11 protein-coding genes are annotated in these 14,577 nt (G+C 39.2%); all 11 read left to right on the plus strand.

Annotation, left to right across the window (positions count from 1 at the left end):
• The first annotated feature begins 53 nt into the window (after positions 1–53).
• The 11 genes from CA2015_RS20635 (at position 54) to CA2015_RS20685 (ending at position 14,250) form a co-directional block, all read left to right on the plus strand.
• Positions 54–791, plus strand: a complete 738-nt coding sequence (locus CA2015_RS20635; RefSeq protein ID WP_048643612.1) for an outer membrane lipoprotein-sorting protein — start codon at positions 54–56, stop codon at positions 789–791.
• 25 nt (positions 792–816) lie between these two features.
• The gene (locus CA2015_RS20640; RefSeq protein ID WP_048643613.1) at positions 817–1,974 is read left to right on the plus strand and encodes an ABC transporter permease; all 1,158 of its coding nucleotides are present in this window, start codon (positions 817–819) and stop codon (positions 1,972–1,974) included.
• A gap of 49 nt (positions 1,975–2,023) precedes the next feature.
• Positions 2,024–3,409 carry an alpha-L-fucosidase gene (locus CA2015_RS20645; protein WP_048643614.1) on the plus strand — a complete coding sequence of 462 codons (1,386 nt, stop codon included), beginning with the start codon at positions 2,024–2,026 and terminating at the stop codon, positions 3,407–3,409.
• Positions 3,410–3,428: 19 nt separating this feature from the next.
• Complete coding sequence (locus CA2015_RS20650; protein WP_169786501.1) at positions 3,429–5,135, plus strand: sensor histidine kinase; 1,707 nt, start codon at positions 3,429–3,431, stop codon at positions 5,133–5,135.
• Positions 5,128–5,760: a response regulator gene (locus CA2015_RS20655; RefSeq protein WP_048643616.1), complete on the plus strand. Its 633-nt coding sequence runs from the start codon at positions 5,128–5,130 to the stop codon at positions 5,758–5,760. The genes CA2015_RS20650 and CA2015_RS20655 overlap by 8 nt, the downstream gene beginning before the upstream one ends.
• A gap of 136 nt (positions 5,761–5,896) precedes the next feature.
• Positions 5,897–6,196, plus strand: coding sequence for a hypothetical protein (locus tag CA2015_RS20660; protein ID WP_048643617.1), 300 nt, complete (start codon positions 5,897–5,899; stop codon positions 6,194–6,196).
• A gap of 543 nt (positions 6,197–6,739) precedes the next feature.
• Positions 6,740–7,654, plus strand: a complete 915-nt coding sequence (locus CA2015_RS20665) for a phospholipase A (protein ID WP_240477861.1) — start codon at positions 6,740–6,742, stop codon at positions 7,652–7,654.
• A gap of 362 nt (positions 7,655–8,016) precedes the next feature.
• Positions 8,017–9,495 carry a TolC family protein gene (locus CA2015_RS20670; protein ID WP_157470558.1) on the plus strand — a complete coding sequence of 493 codons (1,479 nt, stop codon included), beginning with the start codon at positions 8,017–8,019 and terminating at the stop codon, positions 9,493–9,495.
• The gene (locus tag CA2015_RS20675; protein ID WP_048643619.1) at positions 9,492–10,658 is read left to right on the plus strand and encodes an efflux RND transporter periplasmic adaptor subunit; all 1,167 of its coding nucleotides are present in this window, start codon (positions 9,492–9,494) and stop codon (positions 10,656–10,658) included. Before CA2015_RS20670 ends, CA2015_RS20675 begins: the two co-directional genes overlap by 4 nt.
• An 8-nt stretch (positions 10,659–10,666) precedes the next feature.
• Positions 10,667–13,777 carry an efflux RND transporter permease subunit gene (locus CA2015_RS20680; protein ID WP_048643620.1) on the plus strand — a complete coding sequence of 1,037 codons (3,111 nt, stop codon included), beginning with the start codon at positions 10,667–10,669 and terminating at the stop codon, positions 13,775–13,777.
• Positions 13,778–13,821: 44 nt separating this feature from the next.
• Entirely contained in the window at positions 13,822–14,250 is a 429-nt protein-coding gene (locus CA2015_RS20685; RefSeq protein WP_053086723.1) for a DsrE family protein, read from the plus strand.
• Positions 14,251–14,577 lie beyond the last annotated feature (327 nt).

Here is a 14,577-nt window from a genome sequence, read left to right on the forward strand (position 1 = left end):
ATTAAATTACTTACCTAAATATGATTTTCAATTGATTATAAATAAATAAAATCATGAAAAAACGATTGATTATAGCTTGTCTTTTGTCCCTCTGGACCCTTCAGGCCAAGGCCCAAGATGCCAAGGACATTTTGGAAAAAGTGGACAAAAACATGGTCTCTAAAACAGAAATCACCGAATCTGAGATGGTTATCAGAGGCAAAAGAAATGTTCAAACCATCGGTTCAAAATCCTTTACCGAGGGCAATCAAAAATCCTTTACCGAATACCTCTATCCAGAAAGGGAAAGAGGTACTAAAATGCTGAAACTTGGCGACCGCTTGTGGATCTATTCCCCATCTACAGACCGTACCATTCAACTTTCAGGGCATATGTTAAGGCAATCCGTTATGGGCTCAGACTTGTCCTATGAAGACATGATGGAAGATAGAAAACTTTCAGAAATTTATGATGGGAAAGTTATAGGAGAAGAGACCATTGCTGGGAGAAAGGTATGGACTTTGGAATTGATTGCTTCTGTAGAAAATGTAAGTTACCATAAACGGAAAATATGGATAGATCAGGAACGGTACATTCCCCTTCAGGAAGAGTTATTTGCCAAAAGCGGACAATTATTGAAGAGAACAGTGATGTCTGAAATAGAACAAATTGACGGTCGATGGTATCCCAAAAAAATCAATTTCAAGGATGTTTTAAAGGCTGGGGAAGGAACAGATTTCATCCTCAAAAAAGTACAGTTTAATCCGCCCATTCCAGATTATATTTTCACCAAAGCCTCCTTAAAAAAATGATGTGTTTTCTCAATGTCCTATTACTATGAAGCTTTCCTTCCAACTTGCGTATAGAAACCTTATTGGAGCTGGATTAAGAACTTGGCTAAATGTTGGTATTCTGACCTTTACTTTTTTGGTTATTCTCTTTTACAATGGCCTCTTGGATGGATGGAATCAACAAGCAAAAAGAGATGCCATCAATTGGGAATTTGGTAATGGACAGTTTCAACACAAGGATTATGAGCCTTACAACCCATTTACGATTCAGGATGCACACAGTAAATTCAATAAAAGCGAAACCAAAGGCTTAACACCACTACTGATTAGGCAGGCTTCTATTTACCCCAATGGCAGAATGCTATCCGTCAATTTAAATGGGCTTCCTAAAAGTCAGAAACTGCTAAAGATTCCTATGAGTAATTTGGACAAACAGCAGGGAGCCATTCCTGTGGCCATAGGTAAAAGGATGGCAAAAGCTGCCAACCTTTCCAAGGGGGATGAAATCACCCTTCGTTGGAGAGACAAAAACGGTACTTTCGATGCTACAAACGTGGTGGTAGCAACCATTTTCAATACCACAATCAGCACTGTAGATCAAGGCCAGATTTGGATGACTTTGGAGGATTTATGGAGCATTACAGGACTGGAAAATGAAGCCACCATATTGATTGCTGACGAACATTTTAACGAAACTGACTTTGGAGACTGGAAGTACTTAAGTCAAGAAAAACTGCTGCAAAACATTAACGATGTCATTGAGGTGGAAAGAGCAAGTGCCCGTATAATTTATTTTATGTTATTGGCTATTGCACTGTTGGCCATTTTCGATACTCAAGTACTTTCTGTTTTTCGTAGACAGAAAGAGATTGGCACCTATATCGCTTTGGGAATGACAAGGACTCAGGTTACAGGGCTTTTTACGATTGAAGGTAGCATGTACAGCCTTTTCTCTATGTTTGTAGGAGCGCTTATCGGTGTTCCCTTGTTTTGGTACCTGGCAGGTACTGGAATTTCCTTTGGATCCGTCACTGCAGACATGGGAATAGGTTTAGGAGACAGGATTTACCCTTCATTTAGCCCTGCGCTTTTGATTTCTTCTGCCTCGATAGTGATATTTTCTGCAACAATAGTTAGCTTTATTCCTACCCGTAAAATTGTATCTATGGATCCGGTAGATGCTTTAAAAGGGAAATTACAATAAACCTAATTCCTATTCCGGTCTAAAATTTAGTTTACTGTCAAAACAACAGATGCTCAAATCAAATCCATTTCATGTAATTGCCCTATTATTAATTTTATTATCGAATTCACTTTTTGCACAAATTCCATTGCCCACAGAAGCACAATTGACCTGGCAAAATGCGGAACAAGTAGCTGTATTTCATTATGACTTGCATGTTTTTGACGGAATTAAATACAATCAGGCAAAGAATAGAATTACACCTATTGCAGATTACAATATTTTCAATCCCGAAAAACTTGATACGAACCAGTGGATAAAAGCAGCCAAAGATGCGGGCTGTAAAATTGCCATTCTAACAGCCACCCATGAAACAGGTTTTGCCTTGTACCAAAGTGATGTTAACCCTTATTCTCTAAAGGCTGTTAAATGGCAAGATGGAAAGGGAGACATTGTTAGGGACTTTGTAGCATCATGTAGGAAGTATGGTGTACAACCTGGGATTTATATAGGGATTCGTTGGAATTCCTTTTATGGTGTTCACGACTTCAAGGTAAATGGAGACAATGAATTTGCCGAAAAAAGACAAGCTCATTACAATCGAATTTGTGAAAGCATGGTCGAAGAATTGATGTCCAGGTATGGGGAACTGGCCATAGTATGGTTTGATGGCGGTGCCCATGGACCTGAACAAGGTGGTCCGGACGTACTGTCCATTTTTGAAAAATATCAACCCAATGGGCTTTTTTATCATAACCTACAAAGAGCGGATATTCGCTGGGGAGGAAGTGAAACCGGAACAGTGCCTTATCCATGCTGGGGTACTTACATAACCCCCTCCTGGTTTAACAATAGAGGCGATAAAGACAACTTCAAACCGCTGAAACATGGTTATCCTGATGGAGATTATTATATCCCTGCAATGAGTGATGCACCACTGAGGGGTTATAATGGAAGGCATGAGTGGTTTTGGGAACCAGGGGATGAAGGCCATATTTACCCATTGGCTGAGCTAATGAACATGTATTTTAAATCCGTTGGAAGGAATTCCACTTTGATTATAGGATTAACCCCAAACCCTGATGGCTTGCTACCCGAACCTGACGTGAAAAGGTTAAAGGAATGGGGAGATGAAATCAAGAAAAGGTTTTCTAATCCTATCGCTGAAACCTCCGGAACGGGTAAAATTTTTAAATTAAATTTACCATCAAAACAAACCGTTAATCAACTTGTTTTAATGGAAGACATTACCTTTGGGGAACGGGTTAGGGCATTTACGGTAGAGGGGAAAACAGGAGGTAAATGGGAAAAGATTTTTCAAGGTAGTGTAATAGGACACAAGTTTATACATCAATTTGATAAGCAGGAATTTACAGCTTTAAGACTAAAGGTCAATGCTTCTGTTGAAGAGCCTCAGATTTTAAGTTTCAAAGTTTACAATGCCAATAGGGAGTAAAAGAAACAAGCAGCGTACAATGAAAAGTATAAGGTCATGGATAATCTTGTTAATCAATTCTCTGGTAATACTGGTAGTGGTGATCCTTTCTATTTTTTCTTACAAAGAATTTAAGAATGCGCTTGATGAAAGAGTTATTTTACAGCTGACTTCTATTAAAAGACTAAAAAGAATTCAGTTGGAAGCCTTCTTAAAAACCGAAGTAGGTACTTTTCTTAGTGAAAACCATGCAATAATAGAGGATGAGATTATAGATCCCTATACTCAATATTCGGACAAGGTGGACATTGAATGCTTGAAGAATAAGCTTAATTCGCTCCCAAATGAACAAGTATTAACAGACCTAAGCTCTTGTTCTACAGATGGCAATGTACTGATCGCAATGGTAAAGAAAGTAAAAAATGAAATCCGGAAAATTGAGTTTTTAAAGACGGATGCCATTCAGGAAATATTAATGGAGCGAACCGGGATGGGTGAAAGTGGTGAAACCTATTTAGTTGGCCCTGATTATCGATTGAGGTCTGTTTCAAGGTTTTTTCCAGATATAGCTCCGGGTCAAATTCTGGCCAAAACAATAGGAGCGGAGCAAGCACTTGCAGGTGTAGATGGGTTTGGTGTCTTTAATGACTACCGTGGTATACCTGTGTATAGTTCTTATCATAAATTGGATATTCCATATTTTGATTGGGCCATATTATCTGAAATGGATGTGGAAGAAGTGACCACACCACTTCTAAAGATGAGAAACAAGCTTATCTTAATCTCTATTTTAGTGCTGCTTTTTGCGCTTACATTTTCCTTTTTTATTACAGTTGTATTGACAAAGCCCCTTCTGAAAATGAGGTTCTTCCTCAATAATATGACAAGAGGGAATTATGATTTTAAAATTGTCAATACCTATCCGACCAAAGAGATCAATGAAATGTTTGTGGCCTTAGAAAAACTACAAAAATCAATTCGTGAGGCCATTCAATTCTCCTCAGAGATAGGCAATATGAACATGAAGGCAAAATATGAATTGTCTGGTGAAGGGGATTTATTGGGGAAATCATTGATGCTCATGCAAGAAAAATTAAAGGAATATGAAAATGCTGAAAACCTAAGTCGTTTGATGGCCAAAAAATCCTTGATTGAAGGACAAGAAAATGAACGCAAGCGATTGTCCAAGGATTTGCATGATGGACTTGGTCCTTTGCTAACCAGCTTAAAATTAATGGTTCAAACCTCAGATTTACCTTTAAGTGACAAAAAGAAAATCAATTTGGTGGTAGATGGTACCATTGATGAAATTCGAAGAATGACTTATAATTTAATGCCCACGGTTTTGGTTGACTTTGGGGTTGGCAAGGCATTGGCAAGCTTTATTGATGTAATTAAAAAATCTAGTGGAATAGAAATAGTTTATGAAGATGCGACCAAGGGAAACACTGGAAAATGGAACATTGACCTTGACATTTGTATTTTTAGGGTTTGCCAGGAATTGATCAATAATTCCCTTAAACATTCCGGGGCAAATAAAATCACAATATCTTTAACAGAATTTAGTGACAAGCTTTCCTTTTATTATCTTGACAATGGTAAGGGATTTGATCAAGATAGTGTTAAATATGGGTCTGGGTTGAGGAATATTAGGGAACGAATAGAAATTTTTAACGGGTACCTACATATCAAATCTGATGAGGACGGTACAGAAGTGGAAGTAGAAATACCTATAAAGGATGAATAAAATTAAAATTGCCATTGTTGACGATCATCAGTTATTCAGAGATGGAATCCACTCTCTTTTGTCAAAAAATGATGATTTTGAAATTTTAATCAGTTCAGAAAATGGAAAGGATTTTTTTGATAAACTAAAATCTGGAAACCTCCCCGAAATCGTACTTCTAGACCTTACTATGCCTGAAATGAATGGTTTTGAGGTGCTTATTAAGCTTAAAAAAAAGTATCCCAATATCAAGGCCATTGCTATATCTATGCATGATGATGGGAACTATATTATGCAGTCAATAAGAGCAGGTGCTTATGGCTATTTGCTTAAAAATGCTGATGAGGAAGAATTGCTAAAAGCAATTGATACTGTGCTTAATGGTAACAAATACTTTAATCAAGAGATTTCTCAAAAAATGATCAATATCATGTCTCTTGAAGGGGTCAGCCCCAAGAAACTGTCTCCCAAAGAAATGGAAATTCTAAAACTGATCGCAGAGGGACATACAACCAAAGAAATCGCCCAAAACCTCTTCATAAGTACCCGTACCGTCGAGACCCATCGGAACAATATGATGAAAAAGCTTGAAGTTAAAAATACTCCTGAACTGATCAATAAGGCCTCTCAACTAAAGTTATTATAAAATATACGTATTAATACGGATGTTTTATCTCAGTATTTAGCATTACTACAATTTACCAAATTTCTTAGAGTATCTATGACCCTTGTTTGGCGTTAATTTTACTAGACATTAGAAATTAACGAAAAACAAAATCCAAATGAAAAGTATACTGTTAGCCTTCGCATTTATGACAATTGCTACGTTTAGTTTTGCTCAGGATAGAAATGACCTAAAGGGTCCTGCTGCAAAAAATTACAAGCCTTGGCAAAAATCCGATAATACCACACCTAAAAAAGTGTATACTGTGGATACTTCGGATAAGCTTCAAGGACCAAGCGCAAAAAATGAAAAGGCTTGGAAAGGCGAGAAACAAAATTTTCAACAGATAGAACTGGTTTCAAATAAACCTAGAACTACAGGCCCAAAGGCTAAAAATGCAAAGCCTTGGAATAATTAAGAATTAAACTATAAATACAATCATTAGCCTTGCCTTTATTATTGGCAAGGCTTTTTTTTTTGAATGATAAATGATTATAAGCATTCTTTAAGCTTTAACCCGGATTATGTATTAGGATTTCTCCGCCCTGACAATGTCAGGGGTGAAGCCCGTCCCGTGTTTACGGGGTGTTGCAATCGCAAGACAATCAGACTGTTTGGAGATTTTAGCATAACACCGTTATGGTGAAATTGAAAACAGCAACGAAGGGCTGATTTTAAAGCGATTTCAGCATGTAATAGAATGTCTAATGCATTTTTCGGGTTTAAAGGTCAGATTTTTAATAATGGTATTGCTTCTTACTTATTTCCGAAAGTTTGCACCCTCAATCAAGGTGATAATCTCTAAACATTCAATTAAAAATGTGAAGTATTTAAGCAAAATCTCTAAAATCCTTATTATTTGATTTTCATACCACAGGTTTTGCTTAAGTTTGGTAAAAGGCTACTAAGCAATTAATGGGCAAGCATTTAAAATCCATTTTTCACCAAACCTATATTTAATTTGATTGAATTCATAAACTGTAGGAAGTCAACCAAAAATGGGTTCGTCCTTCTATTTTTTCTATTCTCATTTTCCCTGACCACCAACGCCCAAATCAGGGAACTACAATCCATGTGGGAAGAACAAATTGATACCAGTAGTTATGATTTCAGGAGGATTAATTACCTTAAAATATCAGAAGAGGAGTTTTTAGACCTTTATGATGCTCAACCTAGCTTTGGGATGTTCAGGGACAATTATTTTATTACAGGGGTGCCAACAAATAAGGAAATCAACAAGCAAACAGCGGATGCCAAATACCAGATTAGTATTAGTCAGCGACTGACCAAGTCCAGATTGCCCTTCCGAACTTCCTTGTTGCTCACGTATACCCAGAAATCATTTTGGGATATTTATGAAAATTCTTCTCCTTTCGCTGATAACAATTACAATCCAGGTATAACCTTGATCAGGCCTGTATTAAGTAATAAAGAGTTAAGGGGAGGTGTTGCGCTTTCTTTTGAACATGAATCAAATGGGCTGGATTCCATATATTCCAGAAGTTGGAATTTCATTACGCTTTCAGGAGTGTATTTTTACAATCCTAGTATTTCTCTTCAAGGAAAAATATGGGCTGGAGTTTTGGGAGATGAAAACAAAGATCTTTTTCGATATAGGGGGTATGGATTATTGGCACTCAATTACCGCAGTTACAATGATAATTTTTGGGCAAGCCTGGTGCTCAATCCAACCAAAAAATTCAATGCCGTCAACACCATTGTAGAGTTAAACTACAAACCTGTTCCCTCAGCCAACCAATACCTTTTCCTGCAATGGTACAATGGCTATGGAGAAAACCTTTATGATTATAATCAATATACCTCCATGCTGAGATTTGGCTTGTGCATCAAACCAGCAATGCGGAATTTTTATTGAAAACTTGCAGAAGAATTAAATACTTTGTGTACTGGCTTGCATTGAAGTTAATGACCTGTGTTTTTCCAAAAATGTTTAAATCCCGAATAATATTATAGGATTTCTCCGTACTGACTGTAGCCAGGGGTAAAGTATTTTCATTTTTAAGGGAAGTGGTTTTATACTATTTTTTTGTTAACCTGGTTTGTAAAGATGAGTTCACAATAAAGAAGTGAAAAGCATTTTAGATCCAATAATAGGACATTTAGGTTAACTATTGGCCATAAAACATTTTTAATTGTAAATAGTTATATAGTTAAAAGAAATAGTTGCCTTTGCATACCAACTGTTTTTTGTTATCTTCAAAAAAAACCCAATACCTTTTGAATTGTAATCAATCATTAAACTTTCCTTTTATTAGTACTTCAGGTGCCTTCAGAAAGTCTTCCTATCCCTTTATCATGTGCTGCATTGGGATATTTTGGCTAACCTTGTCATGTGGAAATAAAGTCACTACAAGAGATGTTCCTGTGGAGCTCCCGGAAAGTTTTTCTCTTCCAACAGGAGCTTCTGAACTTGAAACCGACTGGTGGGCTGCTTTTAAGGATAACCAATTAAATGCATTGATAGATACTGCTATAGCTCACAATCTAGAATTGAAAAGCTCTTGGTTTCAGGTCGCACAAGAAGCCAGTAATGTTGCCATAATTTCCTCTCAGAGAGTTCCTCAAGTGTTTTTAGAACTACAGGGAGGCGCAAGTAGACCTGCTCCTGATTTTGTAGGGGGAGAAAACACTCAATTGTCTTTGCGAACAAGTTACGAGGTAGATCTTTGGGGAAGAGTAAAGCAAAGTAAGCTAGCAGCAGAAAATCGTTTAATGGCAAGTTACCTAGATTACCAAACCCTTGCCATTACCATAGCTGGAGAAGTTTCGTTGACTTGGTTTTCCATTAAAGCTTTTCAAGAACAACTGAAATTGATTCAAGAACAAACAAAATACAACCAACAAGTGTTGGCACTGATCCGAGCGCGGTTTGCGAGCGGGCAGGTAAGAGGTGTTGACATTCTTCGTCAGGAACAGCTGATTGAAAACACCAAAGAAGAAGCGCTTTCTGTACAAATGGAGGTGAAAACATTAAGAAACAGGCTTGCCGTATTGCTTGGCATCGCGCCAGGCAAGCTTTTAGTTGCTCCAGACAGAGACAGCCAATTACCAAGTCTAAATTCCATTCCTGACGCTGGTTTACCCATGGAATTGATCAATAGACGCCCTGACATTCAAAGCAGTTTTAATCGCATGCAGGCTGCCGACAGGGAGGTTGCAGTAGCGATTAGCAATACTTATCCAAGACTTTCTTTCAACCTTACCGGGGCCTTAAGATCCAATACACTTACCAACTTGGTGGAATCTCAGGCAGCATCTTTAACAGGTAGCTTATTGATGCCACTTTTTTACGGTGGAAGATTAAATGCCGAAAAGAAACAAGCAGAAGCTTTTAGAGAACAACAGGTTCAAGAGTATGGTCAAACCATTTTACAAGCCCTTCAGGAGGTGGAAGATGCAATGGTTCGTGAAAGTCTTCAAAAAGAAATTATCAAAAACCTTGAAAAGCAACTGAACCTTGCCGAACGGACATTTCAACAACTGCGGGTTGAATATCTCAATGGGTCCATTGCCTACCTTGATGTGCTGGTCACATTGGATCAGATGCAGCAATTGAAAAGAGAAATGGTCACAGAAAAATTGAACTTGCTTTTGTACAGGGTTTCCCTTTACCGCTCCCTTGCAGGGGGATTCCAAACGCCCATTGAAAACGAGGAGGAATTTAGCATGAATGAAAACACAATCCCGACAAAATGACTAAGAAAAAAACCATATTTATAAGCCTGGGATTATTGATTGGTAGTGTCCTAATCGCTATGCTCTTTTTCTGGACAGCACCAGAGGCTGAAATGGAAGGAGCCTCAAAAACTACTGCCATGTTAGTGGATGTGGTACAAGCGGAGCAGGGTGATTTTACACCTACCATCGTGGCAACAGGCATTGTTCAACCAGCTACCGACATTTCCTTAAGCAATCAGGTAGGTGGAGAAATCACAGGCATTGCTAAACAGTTCCTTCCTGGTGCCTATGTGAAAAAGGGTGAGCTGTTATTACAAATCAATCCTGCTGATTATAAAAATACTCTTCTATTGAGGAAAAGTGATTTATCCTTGGCCCAATCGGATTACGAAGTTGAGCTGGGCCGTCAGGATGTTGCGCTAAAAGATTATGAATTAATTGGAGATGAGTTGACATCCAAAAATCAGAACTTGGTTCTTAGGAAACCTCAACTGTTAGCTGCAAAAGCCAATGTGGAAGCTGCTGAAGCTGCGGTAAACCAAGCGGAATTAAATTTAGAGCGAGCGGGAATTTGGGCACCCTTTGATGCGCATATATTGTCACGAAATGTAAATCTAGGATCTCAAATCACTCCTGGCTCAGACTTGGGGCGTTTGGTAGGGATTGATGAATATTGGGTAATGGCCAATATACCTCTTTCCAAAGTAAACTGGTTGTCTATAGGGGAAGAGGTTGGTGGAACAGGTTCCCCAGTAAAAATTGTACATCCAGCGGCTTGGGAGCCAGGACAGTTTCGCGAAGGGCATGTATCAAGATTGGTTGGAGCCTTGGACAATCAAACTCGATTAGCCCGAGTAATTATTCGCATTGCTGATCCATTATTGCGAAGAACACCCAATCCAGATAAACCTCCCTTGATCATTGGAACCTTTGTAGAAGTACAAATTGAAGCCCGCGAATTAGTAGATGTCACCCGACTTGAACGTCAATACATACGACCTGGGAATTCCGTTTGGGTCATTCAAGAAGGTAAATTGAACATACGTAATGTCAACATCCTCTTTGAGGATCAGGATTTTGCTTATATCAATGAGGGCTTGTCTGCCAACGACCAAGTGGTGGCAACAGATCTTGCCACTGTAGTTGATGGTTCACCGCTTCGTTTGGACCCTGATAAATAGTTAAAACCATGCAGGAACCTAAAAACCTAGAAACTGAAACAGGCGCCATTGCCTTTATGGCCAGAAGACCAATCATCACCAATTTGCTGATGGTAATCTTACTGTTTGGAGGAGTTTACACCATGTATTCCATCCAAAAAGAAGTTTTCCCACAGTTTCAACTGGACATAGTGGAAGTATCTGTGGTATACCCTGGAGCTGCCCCAGAGGAGGTGGAACAAGGTATAGTCTTGCCGGTAGAAGAAAAGGTCAGAGAAGTTCAAGGCATTAAAGAAATTATTTCCCAGGCTGATGAGGGTTCAGGAACTGTAGAAATCTGGCTAATACCTGGTACAGACCGCATGAAGGCACTTCAGGATATTAATCAAGCGGTAAGCAGAATTCAGACTTTTCCCGATGACATTGAAAGACCTCAAATTGTCCTTCAAAATCAACAAATGGACGTGATGCAGGTAGGGATTTATGGCAATGTGGATGTATGGACGCTTAGGATTTTAGCCGAAAGATTGCGAACAAGGCTTCTTAGTGATGATCAGATCACCCAAGTTGAAATCGGCAATGTGCCTGATTTTGTAACACATGTGGAGATCCCAAGAAATACACTGTTAAAATACAACCTCACCTTGGGGCAGGTGGCTGACTTGATTGAAAATTCAAGTCGAGACATTCCGGCTGGATCCATAGAGACGCTTTCTGGGGAAATTCTCTTAAGAATGGAAGAGCGGAAACTGGTGGCTGAGGAATTTTCAACCATAGATATCATATCTTCCGAATCCGGCTCTACAGTTACTTTAGGAGATATTGCCAGTATACGAGATGGCTTTGAGGAAGTGGGGTTTAACGGTCAATTTGAACAGCAAAATACGGTAGACCTGGAAGTCTTTCGGATTGGTAATCAATCGCCTCTGGATATAGAGGCTACCGTAAAAGATATACTAGAGGAGTTTAGGCCTAGTTTGCCTCCAGGCGTACAAGTACGAATCGAAAGCAATAGAGCAGAAGATTTTCGGGAAAGACTCTCTTTGCTTACTGAAAATGGGCTCATGGCTATAATAATAGTACTTGTTATTCTAGGTTTGTTTTTGGAGTATCGCTTGGCTTTTTGGGTAATGATGGGCATGACCATATCCTTTGTAGGAGCTATGATTTTTCTTCCAGCCGTAGGAATTAGTGTCAACATGATTTCCATGTTTGGCTTTTTGATTGTTATGGGAATTGTGGTAGATGATGCCATTGTTGTGGGAGAAAACATTTATGAGTACCGACAAAAAGGTTATTCGCATATGGATGCGGCTATATTAGGGGCCAAAGATGTTTCAAAACCCGTTATTGTAAGTGTGCTAACCACCATCATGGCATTTGTGCCGCTACTTTTCATACCAGGAGAAACAGGAAAATATTGGTGGCCATTACCTGTTGTAGTAATAGTAGTACTTTTTGTTTCCTTATTCGAAGCCCTATTCATTTTACCCTCTCATGTAACCAAGCCACCCAAAGAAAAGAAGCATCCCTGGGTAAAAAAGTTAGAAACATGGCAGGGAGCTATTGCATCTGGGTTTAACCGTTTTATCAATACCTATTACAAGCCTTTTCTTGACCTATGCCTGCGAAATCGTTATCTCACATTTTCTGGGGCCGTTTCACTATTGATTCTAGTAGGAGGTTTTGGTTACAGTGATCACATGGGCATGGTGCTAATGCCTGAAGTGGCTGCAGATGAGATTGAGGCCGCAGTAAGACTGCCTGTAGGGACTACGAATGATCAGGCAGCAAAGGTGGCCGTAGAAATCACTAACAATACCCACAAAATGTTTGAAACTTATAACCTCTACGAAGTGGCTTACGGGGTCAAAACCAATGTACGGGGAAAGGATTTTATTGACGTGGAAATAGTGATGAAACCACCAGACCAGCGGGACATGAGTCCAAAAGAACTTATCGCACTTTGGCGCGAAAATATTGGAGACATTAAGGGCGTTGACCAAATCAATTTTGAGGCGGAAAGAGGTCCTGGTGGTGCCCGGCAAGATATAAGTGTAGATTTGAGTCACCCTGATATCAACGTTTTAGAGAGGGCAAGCCAGGCATTTTTGGAACGGGTGCAAACCTTTACAGAAACAAGAGATGTGAGTGACAACTATAACAAAGGCAAACTTCAGTTGGGCTTTGAATTGCTACCCGAGGGTCGAAACCTTGGACTTACACCCAATATTGTAGGCCAACAGATTCGTGATGCCTTTTTTGGTGCCTTGGCTATGCGGCAACTTCGGGGTATCAATGAATTTGAAGTAAGGGTGAAATTGCCCCTGGAGGAGCGAAAAGACATTAATTACCTGGAGGATTTTATTATTCAGGCACCTGATGGTACTGCTATTCCCTTATTGGATGTAGTGCGCATTAAAGAAGGGGAAACCTTTACAAATATTAACCGGAGAGATGGCAAAAGAGTGGTCAATGTGGGCATGGATGTGGAACCTGCAGCAGCACAAACTCGAGTGCTAAAGGCTTTAAATGAGCGAGTATTGCCACAATTGCGTGCTGATTTTCCAGGTATTGCCTGGACTTATGAAGGAAGTCAAGCGGAAATGCGGGAATCCACGGATGCTTTGTGGTCTGGATTTATCATTGCCATGCTATTGATCTTTTGTCTTTTGACCATTGCTTTGGGTAGTTATTCGCAACCCATTATAATCATGCTTGCCATTCCTTTTGGCATTGTAGGAGCTGTAATCGGACATATTCTATTGGGCTATGATTTGTCCTTAGTAAGTTTAATGGGAGTAATTGCCTTGTCTGGTGTGGTTGTAAATGACTCTTTGATCATGATCGACTATGCCAATAAAAACAGGAGGGATTTATCGGCTTATGAAGCCATCCACGAAGCAGGGGTAAGGCGTTTTCGCCCTATAGTATTGACAACGCTGACTACCTTTGGTGGCCTAACACCTATAATTCTAGAAACATCCAGTCAGGCTTTCCAATTAATTCCTATGGCCATTTCTTTAGGCTTTGGTATCATTTTCGCTACCGCAATTATTTTAGTAATTGTACCTTGTTTATACATGATTTTCGAGGATTTGGTAGAAGCCGTAAAGCCCAAAAAGAAAGTTAGTGCATAAATTCAAATGTAAAAAAACCTTATATTTGAACAAATAGGAAAATCATGAAACAATTCATTCATCTAACGCTGTTTGTACTTTTGATGAGTAGCTCATTTTTAGTTAAGGCACAAGTGGTAGATCAAAAAGTTCATCACGTTGTTTTTCAGGTCACCAAAGGAGAAGTTGCTGACCAAAATAAAGCCATAGCTCAGCTAAACAATATCTTGAAAGCTTTGCCGAATGCTGAAATCGAGGTGGTTTGCCACAGTGGTGCGCTGCCAATGGTTTTGAAAGAAAAGAGCCAGGTTTTAGAGGGCATAGCTAAACTACAAAGCAGGGGTGTGGTATTTGCTGCTTGTGAGAACACTATGCGCAGGGCCAAGGCAAGCAAAGAAGACTTGGTAGACGGAGCCATTACCGTTCCATCTGGCCTTGCAGAAATCATTATAAAACAAGAACAAGGTTGGGCCTATATAAAGGCAGGAAATTAATTGCTAAAGTTCAGTATTGCGTATAGAATTCGTCAGTCCTAAAAGTACAAAATCTCTCTTTTAAGAGGGAATAGGGAGATTTTGTCCCAGTCTTTCTACAATTCCAGCCTAGGATAGAAGGACTTTCCCTTAATAATTCCTTCCGACCTTTGTCGGGAGGAATTAATTTTTTAAACTAAAATCCCAGCGGCCGTGCGAAGTCGAATCCATAGGATTACCTATCCATCATACCTATTCATTTGGCTGCGCTTAGGAGTTTGTAACCCTGATGACTTTTTTAAAATTATATATTATTGGAACAAAATAATATACCCGTTGAAATACCCC

This window comes from Cyclobacterium amurskyense (assembly GCF_001050135.1).
GTDB classification, from domain to species: Bacteria; Bacteroidota; Bacteroidia; order Cytophagales; family Cyclobacteriaceae; genus Cyclobacterium; species Cyclobacterium amurskyense.